This is a genomic window from Vibrio owensii CAIM 1854 = LMG 25443, from assembly GCF_000817815.1.
Lineage (GTDB): Bacteria > Pseudomonadota > Gammaproteobacteria > Enterobacterales > Vibrionaceae > Vibrio > Vibrio owensii.
In genome coordinates this window covers 102,148-128,353 of sequence record NZ_JPRD01000049.1, presented here as the reverse complement: position 1 = coordinate 128,353, position 26,206 = coordinate 102,148, and the positions used below count along the sequence as shown (strand labels likewise).

General features: G+C 48.7%; 4 protein-coding genes. All 4 read right to left on the bottom strand.

The genetic code is table 11. The features are described 5' to 3' along the window. Window positions 1-21: 21 nt before the first annotated feature. The 4 genes from H735_RS23425 to H735_RS23410 all read right to left on the bottom strand — a co-directional run bounded on the left by H735_RS23425 (window position 22) and on the right by H735_RS23410 (window position 26,154). Window positions 22-501 carry a Dps family protein gene (locus tag H735_RS23425; protein ID WP_005388254.1) on the bottom strand — a complete coding sequence of 160 codons (480 nt, stop codon included), beginning with the start codon at window positions 499-501 and terminating at the stop codon, window positions 22-24. Window positions 502-801: 300 nt separating this feature from the next. Then, window positions 802-2,802, bottom strand: a complete 2,001-nt coding sequence (locus H735_RS23420; RefSeq protein WP_020195319.1) for a HAMP domain-containing methyl-accepting chemotaxis protein — start codon at window positions 2,800-2,802, stop codon at window positions 802-804. Between the two features lie 121 nt (window positions 2,803-2,923). Continuing rightward, window positions 2,924-3,277 (bottom strand): hypothetical protein, encoded by a 354-nt coding sequence (locus H735_RS23415; RefSeq protein WP_020195320.1) that lies wholly within the window; start codon window positions 3,275-3,277, stop codon window positions 2,924-2,926. 167 nt (window positions 3,278-3,444) lie between these two features. Then, complete coding sequence (locus H735_RS23410) at window positions 3,445-26,154, bottom strand: tandem-95 repeat protein (protein WP_042980473.1); 22,710 nt, start codon at window positions 26,152-26,154, stop codon at window positions 3,445-3,447. Window positions 26,155-26,206 lie beyond the last annotated feature (52 nt).

Sequence of the window (26,206 nt, the reverse complement as noted above, 5' to 3'; positions counted from 1 at the left end):
ATTGCTTGAGTGATGCGTTGCTTAGCCTTGTAGGTAAGCGTTAAGCATCCACATTAATTTTTCTTGCTCACGGATGTAGTCACCCATCAATGCCGCTGTACCTTCGTCATCTGCTTCACCCGCGTTTTGTAGAATCTCACGCTGTTTTAGAAGTAGAACGCTAAAGCCTTGAACCAGACCTTGTACACACTCCTCACCAGAAGTCGCGTTTTGATGTTCTTTAATTTCACTTGCTTCCAAGTAGTTGCTGAATGCGTGCGCTGGCGTATGACCCAAAGTTAGAATACGCTCTGCAAGCTCATCGATTTTTGTTTGTAGATCAGTGTAGATCTCTTCAAATTTTACGTGCAGTTCGAAGAATTGCGCACCTTTAATGTTCCAGTGGTAACCGCGAGAGTTCATGTACAACACTTGGTAATGCGCTAGCAGTTGATTTAACTGTTGAGCTAGTTGTGCTGATTGTTCGCTGTCTAGACCAATTAGGCTTACTTGTTTGTTCATAATCTTGCTCCTAGAAGGATGATACCAATCGTAGTAACGAACGATTCTCTTACCGGGATTGGTATAAAGTTTAAAAATTCTTTTGCAGTATTTGCTGCCGATGGAGTCATATTACGACTCCGGCTCGGCGAAGAAAATTTGGTTTTAGCTATGATTTAAATAGCCAAATCCAATGAGCAAGCAGACGAATATCGGCGTATCATCCAACAAAAAGCCCCAACCCTTTTTGTGTAAAAAGGATTGGGGCTTTTTTACTATTTGGTTAACGTTCAAAAGTAGATGAACAGACGTAAACCTTATCTACGCCGTTTTAAAAGTTGCCATCTGTTGATTCAGCTCAGTAACTTGCTCTTTTACTTGCAATGATGTCTCTGATGCACGTTGGCTGTTATTCGAAACCTCATCCACTGATTGAGTAATACCGGACATCAATCCAGTGATCGAATTGGTCGCATGAGATTGCTGCTCTGCCGCTGCCGCAAGCTCTGCCATTTGTTCATTCAAAGAACCAATTTGCTCGGTCGTGACAAGCAAACGAGTTACCGCTTTTTCAATGTGCTCAGCGCCCTGCTCCGCAAGTGATTGACTGTGTTCAATCTCCTCAACCACCGAATTGGTCGAGCGTTGAATCGCGTTGATAATGCCGTTGATTTCTGTCGTCGATTGAGTGGTGCGAGTTGCTAACATACGTACTTCGTCCGCCACAACCGCAAAGCCTCGTCCTTGGTCACCCGCACGCGCTGCTTCTATCGCGGCATTCAATGCCAGTAAGTTAGTTTGTTCTGCTAAGCCTTCAATCACCTCTGTAACTCGACCAATGGCTTCGCTCTCTTTACTTAACTGCGTCACTTGCGTACTCGCGGTTTCAATGCTGCCATGTAAGCTTTCCATAGTGACTTTGTTTTGCTCTAAAGCATCACGACCTTGTTCAATCTCGCCTTTTGAATCAGAAAGCTTCTGCACCGATTGGTTGGCTTGATCTAGGGTGTTACGCGCGGCTAAAGCGATTTCATCCAATTGGCTTCCCATTTCAACAATGCTGGTCTGTTGCTGTTCCACATTCGATGAGGTGACTTGCGCCGATTCCAACAAAGCCCCCATACTGGTATCCACTTGGTGCGCTTTCTCACTCACCCCTGCCACAATGCTCGCTAACGATTGGTTCATGCGGTTAATCGAATCGGTAAGGTCTGCCAATTCATCTTTCCCAACAACGGTGAGCGGAGGCTGAGAAACGTCCCCTGAAGCGATCGTCTTTGCTCGCTCCGATAAGTTTTTCACTCGGCGACCAATGGTGTTGCCCATGTATTTTGAAATCGCTACTGCGGCAAACAAAACTAATGCCGATGCAATCAACATAGTGGTCAGTACGTTCTTGATCGACTGATTAATACCCTTTCCACTTTGATCAGCACGACTTTGCTGAGCCAATACGATCGTTTCTAAACTTTGGTCTAGTGCATCCGCTGCTGGCAACAGTTCATTCGCCATTAACAAGTTTGATTCGTTCCATTCTGGCGATTGACGCAATGCAATCACCTGCTCTGCTAAAGGAAAGTACAGTTGCTGCATTTCTTTAAATAGTGACCACAGTGATTGGTCGTTATCGGTCAGTCTGTCGAGTTTGCTGTCAATTTCCGCTACAGACTGATTATGGTACTTAATCAAGTCGTGGTATTTGTCCAAATGATCTTGCTGCCCGTACAACAGGAAATCTCGCAGAGCAGACAGTGCATTGGCGAGCGAGGTATAACTGTCGGCGTAGACTTTAAATAGACGTTTTCTGTCTCCACCAAATGGGTTTCCCGACTCTTCATTGATTAAGCTTTGAAGCTGATCAAGTGCCACTTCTGCAATGGGTGCCGCTTCGTTAATAAAGAGGTTGTGCGCGGGTAAGCTCTCGTCACTGTGGCTAAGTTCAATCAGCTTGTTCAAAGAGACTTTGACCGCATCCCACTGGTTTTGAATCGCTTGAAAATCCTGTTCAGAGATCAAAGCCTGCAACGTTGGAAGCGACTCGTCTGTAGATGCCATGATATTGCGTACGTCCTCACTCAGACGTGCGCTAGCCTCTTCATCGCCACCTAGCAACATGTAGGCTCGAATAGAAGACAGAGACGCTTGAACGGACTGTTGGATACCGCGACTGGTGTCGACGGTCGGTAAATCGGATTTAAGTAACGAAGAGGCGTATTGCTCTACGGTGGTGACGTTGCGATACGTGAATACCGCTGATGCCATAAAAAGTACGGCTAGCAGCACAAAACTGAGCTGCAACTTCCCTGATATAGTAAGGTTCATCCATAAACTCCTGACAACGATGAGCCTTAAATATAACGATGTTTACAAAAATGTTAAATACAGGTATCAAAAGTTACTAAGAAAACCATGTAAACGACTATTTCAAGCCAAGAAATGGGACTTATTCGAAGTATGGTATGCGCTCACTACGTAAAATCAGATAATTAACGTAAGTGGTTTCTAAGCAGTCTTGCTCCCACAACGAAAGAATCCGCTTGGTGGCGAAGTAGTAATCTTTATTACGCAGTAGCACGCCCACCGTACGGCTGAGCTGCTCAAAGCGCTGTTGCTCATTAGCAGAGATGAAATTGTCTTCATTCTGAATGATGGGCGCCAATCCATCGGCAAACCAATTGTTCAGAATTTCACGCATCTCTAGTTCTGACTCCGGCACATCCATACACGACAACTCACGATGCAGTGGCGGCGGTACTATGTACTTTGACGCTTTTGGCGAACTGACATAACGGTACATGTCGCTCCTCCTTGTAACTCACTCTTTAACTAGCTAAGAATACTTTTTTCAATTTCCAAGTTTTTTTCTAGAGCTCATAGAAAGAAGACCAACAAAAAAGCCATGCAAAGTAGGCTCTGCATGGCTTTGGTTTGGGCAGCAATGACACTGCCCTCGTCTAGGACTGGTTACATTGAGCTTTGATCGAAATCGTTGCCTTGGTCAGTACCCGTTTGAGTATCCGAGTCGAAGCTGCCAGAGTCATCCGTGAAGTCAACACCTTGATCTTGACCTCCCGCACTTGTCCAGTCGCTGCCACCAGATTCCATCCCCGCCATATCTGGTTGCTGATCTTGAGCAGAACCTTGCATGGTGTATTGATCATCGACTTCAACTTCAACTGTGCCACTCGCACCTTCTACCGCGCTGCCCAATTCGTCGTAACCTTGGAATTGGATTTCGCTCGTACCTTCGTAACCTTCTGGTAGGTCAACCGATACTGGTTGGTTCAGGTTGCCACTTAATGTGAAGCTGCCATCGCCGTTATCCAGTGCGTTGCTTACTGATGCACCATCAGGTAGACCGGACATTTCTGCATAATCCACCGATTCGTTACCACTGACCTCATCTGGAACCGAGATAGAAATGGTATCGCCTGGTGCTGCAGTCACATCAGCTGCGCTCTCCTCTTCACTGTCTGCACCGTTTGCTGCTTGCTCTTCAGGCTGTTGCGCTTCGCCGACTTGCTGCTCTGATGATGCTTGAGCAGTTTGGATCTGTGGTTCGTCGCTTTGCGCTGAATCGTCTGCAACTTGGATGCTCAGATTCTGAGTCGATACTTCACCGTTGTCGTTGACCTGAACATCCATAGCCAAATTGCCATCGAAGTCATCGTTCGGCCAGTATGTCCACTCTTCATCACCTGATTTCGCAAAGAAACCAGCATCGTTTGCATCAGCGACATCCAACACTTCTGCTGAAGGGCTAATGCCAAGCTCATCAATCAACTGTGCTTCCGTTAGTGTTAGTGAACCATCATCAGCGAGTGCGTAGCCTTCGCTGGTTGTGGTTTCACCTTCACCTTGGATGTCGACATTAAAGAAGCTCTCAATGCGGTTTTCACCATCAGTTGCAATGAAGCCAACTTGAACATCTCCGGTGTAGCCTTCTGCTGGTGTGAATTGGTAGTTACCTTGGTTATCGGTCTCTATCACACCTTGACCTTCCATTAGGCTCACTGACTCAATGCTCAAGCTGTCGCCTTCTGCATCGCTCAAGGTCGATAGCATGTCATCATTGGTGAACGACAAGGTGCCATCCGCAGCCATTTCTGTGGTAGAAATGCTGTCGATCTCTGGAGAAGCATTCTCTTGTGGCGCATCTTCTTTCACGACCACACCCGTTTGCTCATCATGAAGCACACCGTCTTTATCAATCACGTAAGCGATATCCGCTTCACCAGTAAAGCCTGGTGCTGGATTGAATGTCCATGTGCCATCACCGTTATCGACAATCTCACCTTGGCTGCGATCAGCTAGGTGAACGAATTTCACTTCATCACCCGCGTCAGCGTCTACGTGCTCTGCCAATCCGATTAGGTCATCTGCGGTTAGGATAACAGGTTCACCCGCTAGGGTTTCGAAGTCACCTGAATCGATGCCATCTTCGAACTCTTCTGGCTCGTCACCATAATCCACCGTTGTTGCGGTCACGGTTACGAAGAACTCGCCATTAAAGTCAGCCGGAGGCGTCATTTGCAGGTCTGAAATATCCCACTCGTTCAAGTCGATGTATTGACCCGGTTCCGTAATGGTAATGGTGTTCACACCATCCGTAACTTCGAAGCCAACAGGGAAACCAGTCATCACTAGGTTACTTAGCGTTTCTGAATCGTCGATTAGACCGACATTCAAGCCTAGGTGACCCGTTTCGTCCTCACCGAACACTAACGGACCATCATGGTCGGTTGTGATGACCGCGCCATCCGCAACAGGGCGAACAAACACTGGCACATCAAGTACTGTTTCAAACTCACCATCACTTACCACAACTTGCAAGTCAGAAACCCCTGCAAAATCGCCAGTCGGTGTGAATGTCCAAGTACCGTCACCGTTGTCTGTTACCTCACCACCATCTTCACCTTCTGCGGTGATAATGCGTGATACGACTAGGTTTTCAGTGTCGATGTCGCCGAACAAGTTCATCAGGTCGCCAGCGTCGAAGGTGAATGCGCCATCTTCGTCGGTTGCCATAAAGGCATTACCCACATTGAATGGAGCATCGTTGACTGGAATGACATCCACATTCAACGAGCCTTCAACCACTTCTTCACCATCCGTCGCGGTGTAGCCCAGTTCCACCAAACCATTGAAGTCTTGAGTGGTTACCAAGTGGTACATACCATCTGGCTGCTGAGTTAATGTCGCGTTTGCAGGCGCACGAACCGTGATGCTTTCTACGCTGATTTCGTCACCATCAAGATCCGTAACTTGATCAGCGATGTAAGCTGGGTCAATCACCATGACCACATCTTCTTCGCCTTGCATCTGGATGGTTGGTGCTTCTGGTGCATCGTTAACCGCTTCGACGTTTAGATTGCCTTCAACCGGCGTAACTAAATCACCATCGCTGACGCCGAACGACATTGGCACATCACCGTTGAAGTTCTCAGCTGGAGTGAATGACCAAGTGCCATCACCGTTGTCTAGCAAGTCACCGTATTGCTCATCAATCACTAGGTCGACAGCAGACAGTTCATCGTAGGTGTTGTCGATGTCTGTCGCGTTAGCAAGCAACATGTCCTGCGTAATAAGAATGGTAGTATCTTCGGTACCAGCAATATTCACTGGTGTTGATTGCGGAGCATCGTTAATTGGGTTCACCGTTAGGTCGACGCCCACTTCCACGCTCGCACCATCGTTATCAATCAAGTCGAAGCTTAGGTCGATATCGCCATTGAAGTTCGCATCAGGCGTAATCGTAAAGCTACCATCTTGGTTCTCAACAACGGTTGCATTGGCTACCGCGGTTAAGTTCACTGCTTCTAGATTATCGCTGTCTACGTCACCCGCTTGAGCCAGTAACTGCTCTTGACTCAATGTGATTGAACCGTCTTCATCGACGCTGTAAGCCAAATCGCCAGATACCGGAGCATCGTTGACTGGCAATACATCAATGTTCGCGTTGGTTGTCGCAGTGGCACCGTCTTCATCAGCGACAACTACGTCTAGGCTTACGCCACCGTTGAAGTTTTCATTTGGCGCGAAGCTGTAAGTGCCATCGTCATTCGCCGTTAGAATGCCGTCGCTACCACTGTAAGAGACGCTCTCTAGGCTCACGTCGCCTTCCACATCGCTTGATTGCGCTAGCAGTTGCTCTTCCGTGAAGATAATGACTTCGTCTTCATTGACAGAGTAACTTGTCGCACCTGCGATTGGTGGATCGTTCACCTCAAGAACGGTAATACCCGCAGTGGTTGAGTCTGTCGCACCCTCTTCATCGACAACTACAACGTCTAGGCTAACCTCGCCATTGAAGTTCTCGTTTGGAGAGAAGGTGTACGTGCCATCGCCATTGTCTTGGAAGACGCCATCGTTGCCACTGTAAGTCACACTGCTGATGGCTACGTCGCCTTCAATATCCGACGAATTAGCCAGTAGTTGCTCGTCACTAATGGTGATCGAGTTGTCTTCATGCACAGTGTAAGACGTGCTGCCTGCCACCGGAGGATCGTTCTCTGGCGTCACACTCACATCAATGTTGGCAGAGGTTGTATCCGTACCGTCTGATACATCAAACGTGAAGTTCACGTCACCGTTGAAGTTCTCGTTCGGTGCGAAGCTGTAAGTGCCATCGCCATTATCGGTTAGGACACCGTCTGCACCTGTGTAAGTCACGCCTTCAACAGTTAGGTTGTCACCTTCTACATCCGTCGCGCCTGTTAACAAGTCCGCATCGGTGAAGGTAAGAATACCGTCCTCACCCACGGTGAACGCTTGATCTTGTGGCTCTGGAGCGTCATTGACTGGTGTAACGGTTAGGTCAAGACCAGCCGCAACCACTTCTTCGCCATCCGTGACATCGTAACTAAACTCAATGTCGCCGTAGAAGTTCTCGCTTGGAGTAATGGTGAAGCTGCCATCCTCGTTCATTTCAACCGTTGCATTTTCATCATTGGTGCTTAGGTTGATTGCACTTAGGTCATCGCCATCGATATCAACAGCGTGCTCCAGTAACTGCTCTTGAGTTAGCGTAATGCTATTGTCTTCGGCAGTGACTGCGCTGATATCCCCCGTCACTTCTGGTGCATCATTGGTTGGCGAGATATGAATCGTCACATCTTGCGTTGCTGTTGCTGTTGTACCTGTATCTACATCCGTAGAGGTTGCGTTCACGGTTAGCGTCACATCGCCATTGAAGTCTGCAGAAGGAATAAACTCTAGCCCTTCTAGCTCGCCTGGTTGTAGTGACCAAGTACCGTCGCCATTATCAACACCAGCCGATAGTGCGCTACCTTCTGGCACATCTTCAATCAAGATAGAGAGGTTTTCTGAGCCATCGGTATCGGTTAACGCTGCATCGATATCAAGCGGCACTGGTGTATCTTCGGTACCAATGATTTGGTAATCCGCGTCCGCTACCGTGATTTCGATGTTGTCGATACCAAACGATTCATCCCAAACGTCTTGATTCAAGGTTGAACCGAAGCCAAGTTGCAATTCACCATCCTCGACAGGAACCGTCAGATTGATTTGGTGAGCTTGGTCGTTCCAACCACTGAAGCCTTCACGTTGAGAGGCTCCGTGGATAACTTCACCCACTTCGTTACCGTCAGAATCGTAAAGCGTTGTCGTACCATCTTGAGTACGGAACGCGGAGTTTTCCAAGGTGGTTAGCTGTTCACCGCCGACAAAGATTTGGAACGACTCGCCATCCCAAGAATCGATTTCGTAGAAGCTAAACGATATATTCACTTCATTAACATCGCTTGGGATATCGTAAGTTTTGCTGACCGCTTCATCACCGCCAGTGCCACCAATACGACCCAGCATGTCGCCCGTTTCGAAGCCTTGTGAGCTCTCAGTGTTCGCGTTCCAACCGTTCGAGCCAGACTCGAAGTTATCAGACGCAATCACCAAGTCTGACGCAATCGACAGCTCTGGCATATCAACCACAGATTGAACGTCAATGTTCGCTTCTGCTGGCACGGTTGCGGTGCCATCGTTGACATCAAACGTCACGTTCACGTTGCCATCGAAGTTTTCGTTTGGCGCAAAGGTGTACGTGCCATCACCGTTATCAACCAAGGTACCGCTGTCAGAAGCAACGTTTTCAACCGTTAGGTTATCACCATCGATATCACCTGCATTTTGCAGCAATTGCTCTTCGGTAAAGGTGAAGCTGGTGTCTTCTTGCGTAACAAACTGTGGCTGACCAACCGTTGGCAAGTCATTCACTGGGTTCACAGTCAGATCGGCAGTGGCTTGAATGGTTGCATCACCGTCCGTAATGTCGAAGCTCAAGTCAATGTCGCCATTGAAGTCTGCATCTGGTGTGATAGTGAAGCTACCATCGTCGTTCGCAACAACGGTCGCATTGCCGTCAACAGTCAAGTTCGATGCAGTAAGGTCATCACCATCCACGTCGCCGGCTTGAGCAAGAAGTTGCTCTTGGCTGAGAGTGATAGCACCATCTTCATCCACGCTGTAGGCCAAATCACCTGATACCGGAGCATCATTGACTGGCAATACATCAATGTTTGCATTGGTTGCTACCGTTGCACCATCTTCATCGGTCACAACTACATCTAGGCTGACATCACCGTTGAAGTTTTCGTTTGGTGCGAAGCTGAATGTACCGTCGCCATTGTCAGTAAAGATACCGTCAGAGCCGCTGTAGCTGACGCTATCAATCGCCACCTCACCTTCAACGTCAGAAGCATTCGCCAATAGCTGCTCAGAGCTGATGGTGATGACTTCGTCTTCGTTGACTGAGTAGCTAGTTGCGCCGGCAATTGGTGGATCGTTCACCTCAAGTACCGTGATACCTGCGGTGGTTGAATCCGTCGCACCGTCTTCGTCTACCACAACAACATCTAGGCTGACTTCACCATTGAAGTTCTCGTTTGGCGAGAAGGTGTAAGTACCATCGCCATTGTCTTGGAACACGCCATCTGCGCCACTGTAACTCACGCTATCAACCGAAACATCGCCTTCAATATCTGACGAATTCGCTAGTAATTGCTCATCGCTGATGGTGATTGAGTTGTCTTCGTGTACGGTGTAAGACGTGCTACCTGCCACCGGTGGATCGTTCTCAGGCGTCACGCTTACATCGATATTCGCCGTCACGGTATCTGTGCCATCGGAAACATCGAAGGTAAAGTTCACGTCGCCATTGAAGTTCTCGTTTGGCGCGAAGCTGTAAGTGCCGTCACCATTGTCGGTTAGGACACCATCAGCACCTGTGTAGGTCACACCTTCTACCGATAGGTCATCGCCATCGATATCCGTTGCGCCATCAAGCAGATCTTCATCAGTGAACAACAAGACGCCATCTTCGCCAATGGTGAACGCTTGATCTTCTGGCTGTGGTAGGTCGTTAACTGGATTAACCGTTAGATCTGCCGTCGCGACCAAGGTGTCAGAACCATCACTGATATCAAACGTAATATCAATGTCACCATTGAAGTTCGCATCAGGCGTAATGGTGAAGCTGCCATCGTCGTTAGCAGTTACTGTCGCATTACCATCTACAAGCAAGTTTTCAGCAACAAGGTCATCGCCGTCCACATCGCTCGCTTGAGACAACAATTGCTCTTGGCTCAATGTAATCGTGTTATCTTCATCTACGTTGTAAGCCAAGTTGCCCGATACTGGCGCGTCGTTGATTGGCAATACATCCACTGTGATATAGGTGTCGACTTCTGCGCCATCTTCATCACGAATAGTCACGTCTAGCGATACTTGACCATTGAAGTTCTCATTCGGTGCGAAGCTACAAGTGCCATCGCCATTTACTGAGAAGATGCCATCTGGACCGTCGTAGCTGATGCTTACAAGCTCAACATCACCTTCGACATCCGAAGCATTCAGAAGCACTTGTGATTCACTGAACGTTAGAACTTGGTCTTCATCAATGGTGTACGCAGTTGGACCTGCAATTGGCGGATCGTTCACCTCAAGTACCGTGATACCTGCGGTAGTTGAATCCGTCGCGCCATCTTCGTCGACTACAACAACATCTAGGCTCACTTCGCCATTGAAGTTTTCGTTTGGCGAGAAGGTGTACGTGCCATCACCGTTGATTTCCAGCACACCATCGTTACCGCTGTAGCTCACGCTATCAATCGATACATCACCTTCAATATCCGATGAGTTCGCTAGTAGCTGTTCGTCACTGATGGTGATCGAGTTGTCTTCATGCACAGTGTAAGACGTGCTGCCTGCCACCGGAGGATCGTTCTCTGGCGTAACACTCACATCGATATTCGCGGTCACGGTGTCCGTGCCATCAGAAACATCGAATGTAAAGTTCACATCACCATTGAAGTTCTCGTTTGGAGCAAAGCTGTATGTGCCATCGCCATTGTCAGTTAGGACACCGTCCGCGCCAGTGTATGTGACACCTTCTACCGATAGGTCATCACCATCGATGTCCGTTGCACCATCAAGCAGATCTTGGTCAGTGACGGTCAACACGCCATCTTCACCAATGGTGAACGCTTGATCTTCCGGCTGCGGCAAGTCATTAACTGGGTTAACAGTAAGGTCCGCCGTTGCAACAATAGTATCGCTGCCGTCGTTGATATCGAACGTGATATCAATGTCGCCATTGAAGTTCGCGTCAGGCGTAATGGTAAAGCTACCATCGTCATTAGCCGTAACCGTCGCATCACCGTCAACCACTAGGTTAGAAGCGGTTAGTGCATCACCTTCTACATCCGTTGCTTGTGCCAACAATTGTTCTTGGCTTAGCGTGATTGAGTTGTCTTCGTCGACACTGTAAGCCAAGTCACCCGATACTGGAGCATCATTGATTGGCAGAACATCAATGTTTGCCGTCGTCGAAGCGGTCGCACCATCTTCGTCCACGACTACAACATCAAGATTCACTTCACCATTGAAATTTTGGTTTGGTGCAAAACTGAACGTACCATCACCATTGTCGGTAAAGATACCTTCGCTGCCACTGTAGCTCACGCTATCTAGTGCTACCTCACCTTCAATATCGGAAGAGTTTGCCAACAACTGTTCTGCACTGATGGTAATGACTTCATCTTCATCAATGGTGTAACTGGTTACGCCTGCGATTGGTGGATCGTTCACCTCAAGAACGGTAATACCCGCTGTTGTTGTATCAACCGCGCCGTCCTCATCAACCACGACAACATCTAGGCTAACATCGCCTGTAAAGTTTTCGTTTGGTGAGAAGGTGTAAGTACCATCTCCATTGATTTCTAGCACACCGTCGTTACCGCTGTAACTCACGCTGCTGATCGCAACATCACCCTCGATATCCGACGAATTAGCCAATAGTTGCTCGTCACTAATGGTGATCGAGTTGTCTTCATGTACTGTGTAAGACGTGCTGCCCGCAACTGGTGGATCGTTCTCTGGCGTCACACTCACATCAATGTTGGCAGAGGTTGTATCCGTACCGTCTGACACATCGAAGGTAAAGTTCACATCGCCATTGAAGTTCTCGTTCGGTGCGAAGCTGTAAGTGCCATCACCATTGTCGGTTAGGACACCGTCTGCACCTGTGTAAGTCACGCCTTCAACTGTTAGGTTGTCACCTTCTACATCCGTCGCGCCTGTTAATAGGTCTGCATCTGTAAAGGTAAGAAGACCGTCCTCACCCACGGTGAACGCTTGATCTTGTGGCTCTGGTGCGTCATTGACTGGCGTTACCGTTAGGTCGAGACCAGCCGCGACCACTTCTTCCCCGTCAGTCACATCGTAGGTGAACTCGATGTCACCGTAGAAGTTCTCGCTTGGAGTAATGGTGAAGCTGCCATCCTCGTTCATTTCAACCGTTGCATTTTCATCATTGGTGCTCAGGTTGATTGCGCTTAGGTCGTCACCATCGATATCAACGGCATGCTCAAGTAACTGCTCTTGAGTCAACGTAATGCTGTTGTCTTCGGCAGTTACCGCCGTGATATCACCCGTCACTTCTGGTGCATCATTGGTTGGCGAGATATGAATCGTCACATCTTGCGTCGCTGTCGCCGTGGTTCCGGTATCTACATCCGTAGAGGTTGCATTCACGGTTAGCGTCACATCGCCATTGAAGTCCGCAGAAGGAATAAACTCTAGCCCTTCTAGCTCGCCCGGTTGCAGTGACCAAGTACCATCACCATTATCAACACCCGCTGATAGCGAGCTGCCTTCTGGCACATCTTCAATCAAGATAGCGAGGTTTTCTGAACCATCGGTATCGGTTAACGCCGCATCGATATCAAGCGGCACTGGCGTATCTTCGGTACCAATGATTTGGTAATCCGCGTCCGCTACCGTGATTTCGATGTTGTCGATGCCGAATGACTCGTCAGGAATACTTTGGTTTAGCGTAGAACCAAAGCCTAACTGAAGCTGACCGTCTTCCACCGGAACGGTTAAGTTCACTTGGTGTGCTTGGTCGTTCCAACCACTGAAGCCTTCACGTTGAGAGGCTCCGTGGATCACTTCACCCACTTCGTTACCGTCAGAGTCGTGAAGCGTTGTCGTACCATCTTGAGTACGGAACGCGGAGTTCTCCAAGGTGGTTAGCTGTTCACCGCCGACAAAGATTTGGAACGACTCGCCATCCCATGAATCGATTTCGTAGAAGCTAAACGAGATATTCACTTCATTAACATCACTTGGAATATCGTAGGTTTTGCTGACCGCTTCATCACCGCCAGTGCCACCAATGCGACCCAGCATGTCGCCCGTTTCGAAGCCTTGTGAGCTCTCAGTGTTCGCGTTCCAACCGTTCGAGCCAGACTCGAAGTTATCAGACGCAATCACCAAGTCTGAAACAATCGACAGCTCTGGCATATCAACCACAGATTGAACATCAATGTTCGCTTCTGCTGGTACGGTTGCAGTGCCATCGTTGACGTCAAACGTTACGTTCACGTTGCCATCGAAGTTTTCATTCGGTGCGAAGGTGTACGTGCCGTCACCGTTGTCGACTAACGTACCACTGTCAGAAGCAACGTTTTCAACCGTTAGGTTATCACCATCGATATCACCTGCATTTTGCAGCAGTTGCTCTTCGGTAAAGGTGAAGCTGGTGTCTTCTTGCGTGACGAACTGTGGCTGACCAACCGTTGGCAAGTCATTCACTGGGTTCACAGTCAGATCGGCAGTGGCTTGAATGGTTGCATCACCGTCCGTAATGTCGAAGCTCAGATCAATGTCGCCATTGAAGTCCGCATCCGGTGTGATAGTGAAGCTGCCATCGTCATTCGCAACAACGGTCGCATTACCGTCAACAGTCAGGTTGGATGCGGTTAGGTCATCGCCATCCACATCGCCCGCTTGTGCAAGAAGTTGCTCTTGGCTAAGAGTGATAGAACCATCTTCATCCACGCTGTAAGCCAAATCACCTGATACTGGAGCATCGTTGACTGGCAATACATCAATGTTTGCATTGGTTGCTACCGTAGCACCATCTTCATCGGTCACGACAACATCTAGGCTGACATCACCGTTGAAGTTTTCGTTTGGTGCGAAGCTGAATGTGCCATCGCCGTTGTCAGTAAAGATACCGTCAGAGCCGCTGTAGCTGACGCTATCAATCGCGACTTCGCCTTCAACATCAGAAGCATTCGCCAATAGCTGCTCAGAGCTAATGGTGATGACTTCGTCTTCGTTCACTGAGTAGCTGGTCGCGCCGGCAATTGGCGGATCGTTCACCTCAAGTACCGTAATACCTGCGGTGGTTGAATCCGTCGCACCGTCTTCATCGACAACCACAACGTCAAGGCTCACTTCACCATTGAAGTTCTCGTTTGGCGAGAAGGTGTAAGTGCCGTCACCATTGTCTTGGAACACACCATCTGCGCCACTGTAGCTGACACTATCAATCGCGACTTCGCCTTCGACGTCAGATGAGTTAGCCAATAGTTGTTCGTTACTGATGGTGATCGAATTATCTTCATGCACCGTGTAAGACGTGCTGCCTGCCACTGGTGGATCGTTCTCTGGCGTCACGCTTACATCGATATTTGCGGTCACGGTATCCGTGCCGTCAGAGACATCGAAGGTAAAGTTCACATCGCCATTGAAGTTTTCGTTTGGCGCGAAGCTGTAAGTGCCATCACCATTGTCGGTTAGGACACCATCTGCGCCTGTGTAGCTCACGCCTTCAACCGATAGGTCATCGCCATCGATATCCGTTGCGCCATCAAGCAGATCTTCATCAGTGAACAGCAAGACGCCATCTTCACCAATGGTGAACGCTTGATCTTCTGGCTGTGGTAGGTCGTTAACTGGATTAACCTTTAGGTCAGCCGTTGCAACGATAGTGTCGGTGCCATCGTTGATATCGAACGTGATATCAATGTCACCATTGAAGTTCGCATCAGGCGTTATGGTGAAGCTGCCATCATCGTTTGCCGTGACCGTTGCATCACCGTCAACCACTAGGTTAGATGCGGTTAGCGCGTCGCCTTCTACATCCGATGCTTGAGCAAGAAGCTGCTCTTGGCTTAGCGTAATTGAATTGTCTTCATCAACACTGTAAGCCAAGTTGCCCGATACTGGCGCATCGTTGATTGGCAATACATCGATGTTTGCATTAGTTGACGCAGTTGCACCGTCTTCATCAACAACCACAACATCTAGGCTCACTTCGCCATTGAAGTTCTCGTTTGGCGAGAAGGTGTACGTACCGTCACCATTGTCTTGGAACACACCATCTGTGCCGCTGTAGCTAACGCTATCAACCGCGACATCTCCTTCGACGTCTGATGAATTCGCCAGTAATTGCTCGTCACTGATGGTGATCGAGTTGTCTTCATGCACTGTGTAAGACGTGCTGCCTGCCACCGGTGGATCGTTCTCAGGCGTGACTGTCACATCGATATTCGCGGTCACGGTATCCGTGCCATCAGAAACATCGAAGGTGAAGTTCACGTCGCCATTGAAGTTTTCGTTTGGAGCGAAGCTGTATGTGCCGTCACCGTTGTCGGTTAGGACACCATCTGCGCCTGTGTAAGTGACGCCCTCTACCGATAGATCATCACCATCGATGTCCGCTGCGCCATCCAGCAGGTCTTGATCAGTGAAGGTCAACACGCCATCTTCACCAATGGTGAACGCTTGATCTTCTGGCTGCGGCAAATCATTAACTGGGTTAACGGTTAGGTCCGCTGTTGCAACAATAGTGTCGTTGCCGTCGTTGATATCGAACGTGATATCAATGTCGCCATTGAAGTTCGCGTCAGGCGTGATAGTGAAGCTACCATCGTCATTAGCCGTAACCGTCGCATCACCGTCAACCACTAGATTAGATGCGGTTAGCGCGTCGCCTTCTACATCCGATGCTTGAGCAAGAAGCTGCTCTTGGCTCAACGTGATTGAGTTGTCTTCGTCGACGCTGTACGCCAAGTTACCCGATACTGGTGCATCATTGACTGGTAAGACATCGACTGTGATGTAAGTATCGACCTCTGCGCCGTCTTCATCGCGAATGGTCACATCCAACTGCACTTGACCGTTGAAGTTTTCATTCGGTGCAAAGCTACATGTACCATCGCCATTTACTGAGAAGATGCCATCTGGACCGTCGTAGCTGATGCCTACTAGCTCGACATCCCCTTCAACATCCGAAGCATTCAGTAGCACTTGCGATTCACTGAAGGTTAGAACTTGGTCTTCATCGATAGTGTATGCAGTAGGACCTGCGATTGGTGGGTCATTTACCTCAATCACAGTAATGCCAGCAGTGGTAGAGTCCGTTGCACCTTCTTCATCGACAACGACAACATCTAGGCTCACCTCGCCACTGAAGTTCTCGTTTGGTGAGAAGGTGTAAGTACCATCGCCATTGATTTCTAACACACCATCGTTACCGCTGTAGCTCACGCTATCAATCAACACATCGCCTTCAATATCCGATGAGTTCGCCAATAGCTGTTCGTCACTGATGGTAATCGAATTGTCTTCATGAACGGTGTAAGCCGTGCTGCCTGCAACCGGTGGATCGTTCTCTGGCGTGACTGTTACATCGATATTTGCCGTCACAGTATCCGTGCCATCGGAAACATCGAAAGTGAAGTTCACGTCGCCATTGAAGTTCTCGTTTGGTGCGAAGCTATATGTGCCATCACCATTGTCAGTAAGAACACCATCTGCGCCTGTGTAAGTGACGCCCTCAACAGATAGGTCATCCCCTTCAATATCGGTAGCACCTGTTAGCAGATCCGCATCAGTAAAGGTCAGCACACCATCTTCACCAACGGTGAACGCTTGATCTTGTGGTTCCGGCGCATCATTAACTGGTGACACCAATAACTCAAGGTTGGTAGAGACAACATCATCGCCGTCAGACACATCGAACGTAAAGGTGATATCACCATTAAAGTCCGCATCTGGCGTTAAGGTGTAAGTACCGTCGCCATTGTCTGTGATGGTGATGTTTTCATCATCCGTTGCTAAGTTCAGCGCTGTCAGTTGGTCTCCATCCAAGTCACGCGCATTAGCGAGTAAATCTTCTTGCGTGATTAGGATTGAACCATCTTCTTCAACCATCGCTGAAACAGGCAATGCTTCAGGCGCATGTTCAATGTGGGCACCTGTTGCATTCACATAGATGGTTTGAGAAACGGTTTCAGAATCATTATTTGATAGCTCTGTTGCCGTTGCCGTTACATTGATTTCTAGCTGTTGGTTAAAGTCTTCTGGCAATTGAATCTGTAGCTCTTGTTCAATTGCTGTGGTTGGAAGCGTTACAGAACCATCTGGACCTACTGTTACTTCACCGCTGTAGATCTGGCTGTTCACTTCACCTACATCAATGGTGAAGTTGAAGTCGGTGTAATCGGCATCACCGCCACCGTAGAGATCTTCAAAGCCGTAAACCAGTTCACCATCCTCGTTCACGGTGGTTCGGGTATGCTCAATACCATCTTGGTTAAGCTCTGAGCTTGAACCACCATGGAAGACTGCATCACCGAATTGACTTTGAATCACGGTTTCAGAACCATCAGCACCAACAAACACGAGTTGCGGGTCAACTGTATCCATGTTCGCAGGAGAGCCATCTGCTGCACGGAACTCGTACTGACCATCTTGCATGGATGCAAAGTCATTGAAGTTATGACCGTTAGGAATCAAGAATAGGTTGAAGCTTTCCCCTTCCGAGATTTGGAAGCTGAACTGATCTTGTCCCGGTACGAGGTCACCGCCACCGCCAACTTGAGAGGCGTTTTCGTACACCACTTCAACGCCAGTGATGTTGCCATCTTCATCGACTTTGTAGTAACCCGCTGTGTTTTGGTAACCCGCGGTTTCACCTTCAAACGTAACCGTGATTTCAGTATCGTTGAAACTGGTGATACCGTTGTCTTGATCGTTAAGTACCCCTTCGTTGTCGTAGCTGATCACCGAACCTTCTGGAACACCATCCACGGTCACCGTCAGTGTTTCTGACAAGTCTTGGTCAACCAATGCTGCGGCGATGTTCACTTCAACAATACCGCCTGGCTCAACCAAGATCGCTTGATCATCCACGTTTCGACCATCGCCATCAGTGATGACTAGGTCTGGCGCATCTGCCACGGCTTCGATATGGACATTAATGTCTTGCTCAACTTCATCAGTGCCGTCAGAAACAGTAAAGCTGAACTGCAAGTCACCACTGAAGTGCTCTTCTGGTACGAAGCTAAATGTACCGTCACCGTTGTCCGTTACAGTACCTTCATCACCCGAGTAATTAATGCTGGTAACAGTGAGGTCATCACCATCAATATCAATCGCACCGCTTAGAAGATCTTCTTGCGTGAACAGGATGCTGCCATCCTCTTCAATGTGGTACATGCCAGGCGCAACAATTGGAATGTCATTGACTGGGTTCACCGTCAATGTCATTTCATTGGCAACACTCAATTCACCGTCGCTCACTTCATAAGTAAACTCGATGTCTCCATTGAAATGCTGTGAAGGCGTAACGGTAAAGGTGCCGTCGCCGTTATCCTCGATAGAGGCATTAGGATCATTGGTTTCTAGTGCCGTTGCGTATAGGTCATCACCATCTTGATCGCTGGCATTTTCAAGCAGCATTTCTTGTGTCACGAGGATAGAGCCATCCTCGTCCAGGTCTGCCACGATTGGCGCTGCTTCTGGTGCATCGTTGACGAACTCAACTTTCAAGTCGATGTTTGCCGCCACCACATCGGTGCCATCGCTCACATCAAACGTAAGGTCAACATTACCAAAGAAGCCCTGCTCTGGCGTTAACGTGTAAGTGCCATCGCCATTATCTGTCACTTGAACCGTGTCGCTTAAACTCGTCACGTTAACAACAGACAGGTCATCGCCCTCGATGTCCGTCGCTTGAGCCAGCAGCTCTGCTTCAGTAATCGTGATGGCTTCGCCGTCTTCTGTAGTGAAGGACAAATCAGGCACATCTGGCAGGTCGTTCACTGGGTTAACGGTGAGGTTTAGATCTGCAGCGACGGTTTCAATCGCGTCAGTTACGTCATAAGTAAATTCGATTTCACCAAAGAAGTTTTCGCTCGGTGTAATCGTGAAGCTACCATCAGCGTTCTCAACGATGGTTGCATTAGGATCGTTGGTCGATAGGTTCACCGCTTCAAGGTTGTCACCATCCACGTCCGTCGCGTTCGCCAACAAGTCTTCTTGAGTGATGGTAATTGAGCCATCTTCATCGACGACCGCATCAACAGGACCGCTGACCTCTGGACCTTCGTTGACGATCTCAACATCGATCTTCGCTGTGCTTGGTGCACTTGCTTGACCGTCGCTGATGTCGAAGGTCAGGTTCACTTCACCGTAGAAGTTCGAAGTTGGTTCGAAGGTAAAGGTGTTGTCGCCGTTGTCTGTCAACGTACCTTGTGACTGGTCGACAAGCAGTAGATTCTCGATATGCAGAATGTCGCCATCCACATCAGTCGCACCTGATAACAGGTCTTTTGCTTCGATGATGATGGTGCCGTTTTCTAGCATTTGAGTATGCAGCGGCGCACCAGGAACTGGCACATCGTTGACTGGAATAACGGTCAGATCTAGATGGGTATCGACTTCATCGGTGCCATCAAAGACTTTGTAATCGATGTCGACTTCACCATTGAAGTTTTCATTCGGCATAAAGGTGTAAGTGCCGTCGCCATTGTCGACAAGCTCACCGTTATCACCGCTGTAAGAGATATCAGAGATAGACAGCGCATCGCCTTCCACGTCACTTGCATTGGCAAGCAAATCATCCGCGCTAAACGTAATGCCCACATCCTCATCAGTCGACAACACAATCGGACCAGAAACAATTGGTGCATCGTTTACTGCTTCAAAGTTGATGTTGATGATGTTGTCGTCAGTGAGTTCACCATCTGTAACTTGGTAACCAAGCTCAATCTCACCGTAGAAGTTCTCATCTGGTGTGACTGTCCATGTACCATCGCCGTTGTCGGTTAACGTAGCGTGCTCCGCGTTATCCCCCACCAGCTCTAGGTTTTGAATATCAAGAACATCGCTATCGATATCACTCGCTTGTGCTAAAAGCTGTTCTTCTGTGATTACCACAGAGGCAAACTGCGTAGAACCTTCGGTATCGATGGTCACATTTGGCAGGTCAGCGGTCAGTTCGATTTCACTGTCACCTTCACGGATATTCAGTTCTACCGTTTCAGTGATTTCCGTGCCGTCCACGCCAATAGATGTGAACACCGCTTCATCATGACAAGTTTGCGAAACCGTCATGTTTTGAACCACGTAAGTACCGTTACCTTGAATCGTTCCTAACTCAAAGTAAGACACTGGCTCGTTCACCGTTAAGGTGTAATCCGTCTCATAGCTACCACGATCTTCTTTGTGGTAAGTCATCGAGTCGATCAAGTCACCATCAGAGTTAAACGCGCGAATTTCGACTTCGGTAAAGTGGCGAGACTCCTCCATAAACCAGCCGCCTAGACCATCTAGGTGGAAGCTGATTTCGTTGATGTCTTGACCTTCAACAGTCACAGTCAGTTTTTCATCACCGCTCAAGCCTTGGCGGTCAGTATCACCAATACCGTGACCGATGTGTGTTTTACCATTCCACGCACCGAGTGGGTCATCATTACTTTGAACGGTAACTTTCAAATCACCATCAACAAACTCACGTGTGTAAGGGTCAACAGCAGTACCCCAATCATCAAGGCTGGCGTTGTCGTCAAAGGTACCAATTTGACTCGTATGCGTACCGTTTGCCAATGCATCATCATTTGGAATGAAGCGCACTTCCGTGTCTGCAGGAACCTCCTGCCCGACTTCTAGCTGTACCCATTCGTCATTTAGATTTGCTTCAATGATGCCGTTTTCAGGGGCTTGGTCGAGACGTAACGCAGGCTCTTCACGCAGAGAAACACCCACTGTTTGGTCTTCTTCTGCTTGAATAAAGATCTCGTCACCCGCTTCTGGCGCATCGTTGACAGGATTAACGGTCAGATCCAACGTGGTCAGAACATCATTTTCGCCATCGCTGATGTTGTAAGTGAAGTCCAACTCACCATTGAAGTTTTCCGTATGCGTAATCGTGAATGAACCATCATCGTTGGCTACGATCGTCGCATCCGGGTCATTGGTTTGTAGATTGCTGGCAACAAGGTCATCACCTTCAATGTCTGTCGCATTCGCAAGCAATTGCTCTTGCGTGATGGTGATGGCGTTATCTTCATCCACTTCAGCTTGAATGCCTGACGTTTCAGGTGCGTCGTTCACCGCGATAACATCGATGCCTGCGGTTGTTGTATCCGTTGCACCATCTTGGTCGATGACCGTAACGTCGAGCGAAATGTTACCGTCAAAGTTCTCATTTGGCGTGAAGGTATATGTGCCGTCGCCATTGTCCACGAAGCTACCGTCGTTACCAGAGTAGCTAACATTCGCCAAGGCTACATCGCCTTCCACATCAGAAGAGTTGGCTAACAACTGCTCGTCACTAATGGTGATTTGACCGTCTTCTTGAACCGTGTAAGACGTAGAACCTGCAACCGGTGGATCGTTCACTGGTGTCACGCTGACATCAATGAATGCTGGTGTTGAACCTGTGCCGTCAGACACATCGAATGTGAACTGGACGTCACCGTTGAAGTTCTCATTCGGCGCAAAGCTGTAAGTGCCATCGCCATTGTCGGTAAGTACACCATCCGCACCTGTGTAGAGAACGTTTTCGATAGACAGATCATCGCCATCAATATCCGATGCACCTTCCAATAGGTCTGCATCCGTGAACAGCAAGGTGCCATCTTCTTCTATCGTGAACTGTTGATCTTGCGCTTGTGGCAAGTCATTCACAGGATTAACCGTAATATCCAGACCAACTTGTACCGAGCCGCCATCGTTATCAATGATATCGAAGGTCAGATCTAGGTCACCGTTGTAGTTTTCATCTGGTGTGATGGTGTAGCTGCCATCATCGTTGTATTGAATCGTCGCGTTGTCATCTGTCGATAGATTGATGGCTTCAAGGTTCTCGCTATCAATATCGCCCGCTTTGGCAAGCAGCTGCTCTTGGCTTAGCGTGATTGAGCTGTCTTCGTTGATGGTGTAAGCCAAATCACCCGATACTGGTGGATCGTTGATTGGCAATACATCGACATTGATGTGCGTATCAACGGTTGCCCCATTCTCATCTTGAATGGTCACATCCAACTGAACTTGGCCATTGAAGTTCTCGTTTGGCGCAAAGCTACAAGTACCATCGCCATTAACGGTAAAGATACCATCCGAGCCTTCATAGCTGATGCCAACAAGCTCTACATCGCCCTCGATATCAGATGCGTTGGCAAGAATTTGTGACTCACTGAATGTCAGTACTGAATCTTCATCAATCGTGTAAGACGTTGGACCGGCAACTGGAGGGTCATTCACTTCAATGACCGTAATGCCTGCGGTCGTTTCGTCAATCGCACCTTGCTCATCCGCCACAATCACATCAAGGCTGATATCACCACTGAAGTTCTCATTCGGCATGAAGGTGTAAGTGCCGTCACCGTTGTCTTGGAATACGCCATCGGTGCCTGAATAGGTCACGCTATCGATAGACACTGCGCCTTCCACATCCGAAGAGTTAGCCAGAAGCTGCTCGTCGGAAATGGTAATCGCATTATCTTCATCAACCGTGTAAGACGTTGAACCCGCAACCGGAGGATCGTTCACTGGAGTGACGCTCACGTCCACATTGGCAGGTACGGTCTCAGTGCCGTCAGAAACACCAAAACTAAAGCTGACATCACCGTTGAAGTTTTCGTTTGGTGCAAAGGTGTAAGTACCATCACCGTGGTCAGTCAGCACACCATCGCTGCCTGTGTAGCTAATGCCATCAACCGTTAAGTTATCGCCATCGATATCGGTCGCGCCAGCAAGCAAGTCTGCATCGGTAAACTGCAGCGTGCCATCTTCTTCAACACTGAACTGCTGGTCTTGAGGAACAGGAAGATCGTTAACCGGATTAACCGTTAGATCCACCGTTGCTTGGATAGTGTCTGTGCCGTCCGTAATGTTGAATTGGATATCAATGTCACCATTAAAGTCCGCATCTGGTGTAATCGTGAAGCTGCCATCATCGTTCGCTGTAACGGTTGCGTTTCCATCGACAGTCAAATCGCTAGCAGTCAGGTCATCGCCCTCAATATCAGACGCTTGAGAAAGAAGCTGCTCTTGGCTGAGTGTAATCGCACCGTCTTCATCAACGCTATAAGCCAAATCACCCGATACTGGCGCATCATTGATTGGCAATACATTCACATTGATGACGGTATCAACTTCTGCTCCATCTTCATCTCGAATGGTCACATCAAGTTGAACTTGTCCGTTAAAGTTCTCGTTTGGCGCGAAGCTGCACGTGCCATCATCGTTAACGGTGAAAATGCCATCCGGACCATCATAGCTAATGCCAACAAGCTCTACATCGCCTTCCACATCAGAGGCATTCAACAGCACTTGCGACTCACTAAACGTCAGAACTGAATCTTCATCAATAGTGTAAGAAGTTGGTCCAGCGACTGGTGGGTCGTTCACTTCCAGCACCGTAATACCAGCAGTGGTGGCATCCGTTGCGCCTTCTTCATCAGCGACGACGACATCAAGCGTCACTTCACCATTAAAGTTTTCATTTGGAGAGAAGGTGTACGTACCGTCACCATTGATTTGCAACACACCATCGCTGCCAGAGTAGCTCACGCTATCAATCGAGACATCCCCTTCTAAATCCGAAGAATTTGCCAACAGCTGCGCGTCAGAAATGGTAATAGAGTTGTCTTCGTGAACCGTGTAAGACGTTGAGCCTGCCACCGGAGGATCATTCACCGGCGTAACGCTCACATCCACATTCGCTGAAACTGTATCTGTGCCATCAGATACGTCGAAGCTGAAATTCACATCGCCATTGAAGTTCTCATTTGGCGCAAAGCTATACGTGCCATCGCCATTGTCAGTTAGAACGCCGTCGGTTCCTTCGTAGCTGATTCCCGTTACAGAAAGGTCATCGCCTTCAATGTCGGTCGCGCCAGCAAGAAGATCCGCATCGGTAAATTGCAGCGTACCATCTTCTTCCACGCTGAATTGTTGGTCTTGAGGAACAGGTAAATCGTTGATTGGGTTAACGGTTAGGTCAGCGGTTGCTTGAACGGTGTTCGTGCCATCTGAGATATCAAAACTGATGTCGATATCACCATTGAAATCTGCGTCTGGCGTGATAGTGAAGCTACCATCGTCGTTTTGAGTCACCGTCGCATTGCCATCTACAGAAAGGTTAGAAGCCGTCAGTGCATCGCCTTCCACATCGGAAGCTTGCGACAACAACTGCTCTTGGCTCAAACGAATCGAGCCATCTTCGTCCACCGAGTAAGCAAGATTGCCTGATACTGGCGCATCATCGACAGGCGTAACGCTTACATCAATGTTGGCAGAAACCGTATCTGTGCCATCGGATACATCAAAGCTGAAGTTCACATCACCATTGAAGTTTTCATTTGGCGCAAAAGTGTAAGTCCCATTGCCGTTGTCGGTCAGGATGCCGTCGCCACCGTCGTAGCTCACACCTTCAACTGTTAGGTTATCGCCTTCAATATCCGTTGCGCCAGTAAGCAGGTCTGCGTCCGTAAATTGCAGCGTGCCATCTTCTTCCACGCTGAATTGTTGGTCTTGAGGGACAGGCAAATCGTTGATTGGATTAACCGTTAGGTCAGCGGTTGCTTGAACGGTATTAGTGCCATCTGAGATATCAAAGCTAATGTCGATATCACCATTGAAATCTGCGTCCGGCGTGATGGTGAAGCTACCATCGTCATTTTGAGTCACCGTCGCATTGCCATCTACCGAAAGGTTAGACGCCGTCAGTGCATCGCCTTCCACATCGGAACCTTGCGACAACAACTGCTCTTGGCTCAAACGAATCGAGCCATCTTCGTCCACTGAGTAAGCAAGGCTACCAGACACTGGCGCATCATCGACTGGCGTAACGCTTACATCAATGTTGGCAGAAACCGTATCCGTACCGTCGGACACATCAAAGCTGAAGTTCACATCGCCATTGAAGTTTTCATTTGGCGCAAAAGTGTAAGTCCCATTGCCGTTGTCGGTCAGGATGCCGTCGCCACCATCGTAGCTCACGCCTTCAACGGTTAGGTTGTCGCCTTCAATATCCGTTGCGCCAGCAAGCAGGTCAGCATCGGTGAAGATCAGAGTTCCGTCCTCTTCCACCTCAAAGGTTTTATCTTCAGGCACTGGTGCGTCATTGATTGGACGAACGGTTAAATCGATAGAACTTGAAACGGTTTCTTGACCATCACTGATATCAAACGTTAAGTCGAGTTCACCATTGAAATCAGCGTCCGGAACCACGGTGAACGTGCCGTCACCATTGTCTTGAACCGATGCATTCGCACCTACTTGGACGTTAGACGCAACAAGGTCGTCGCCATCAACATCACTTGCGTATTCGAGTAATTGTTCTTGAGTGAAGGTAATGGTGCCATCTTCATCCATGATGTAAGCCAGATCTTGTTCTACCTCTGGCGCGTCGTTTTCACCTTCGACTTTAATTTGGAACGTTTCGCTCGTGGTTTCAGAGTCAAAATCATCTTCTACTTGCGTCGTGGTCTCTTCGCTAGAGTCTTGAACGTCCACCGCAAAGGTTTCTTCTGTGGTTTCTGAATCTAGGTTATCACCACCTTGTGAACCTTCAGAATCGGATGAAGAGGCACTTGGCGCAGCCGAAGTTTGTACAGCTTGTCCTTGTGCTTCATTGCCTTCTGCGTCCGAACCACCTTCAGAGCCAGAGGCATCACCGCCACCAACAGCTTGTGCACCCGCACCTGAAGCCGCACCGCCGCTGCCAGACGCTTCTTCACCAGACCCACCGTCTGATGCCACGCTGTCTACCACGTTCGATTGAGCGGCATCCGAACCACCGCTACTCTCTGGCGTGTCTTCTTGTACCGCACCACCGGACGCCGAGGCTTCTTCCTCTGCTCCGGCACCACTTGGGTTGTCTTCCATCGCCTGATTGGCTTCGTCTGCTGCATCGGTATTTTCAGCACCCGTCGCTACGGTCGAAGCAATCGTATTCTGTTGATTTTGCTGATTCTGCTGCTGGGAGGGCGTACCCGCGTCATTGGTTTCCGTTTGTTCTACCGCGTCATTTAGGTCTTTGTTTTGGTTATTTTGGTTGTTGTCACCTGCCATTACAGCCTCCGTTGCCATTAGCTAACTGATCGTGTTTAGAGGCAGTAAAGGA

Bases quoted from the DNA above. Each gene is read 5' to 3' on its own strand.
- H735_RS23415 (WP_020195320.1), bottom strand. From the start codon at position 3,277: ATGTACCGTTATGTCAGTTCGCCAAAAGCGTCAAAGTACATAGTACCG.
- H735_RS23410 (WP_042980473.1), bottom strand. From the start codon at position 26,154: ATGGCAGGTGACAACAACCAAAATAACCAAAACAAAGACCTAAATGAC.
- H735_RS23425 (WP_005388254.1), bottom strand. From the start codon at position 501: ATGAACAAACAAGTAAGCCTAATTGGTCTAGACAGCGAACAATCAGCA.
- H735_RS23420 (WP_020195319.1), bottom strand. From the start codon at position 2,802: ATGAACCTTACTATATCAGGGAAGTTGCAGCTCAGTTTTGTGCTGCTA.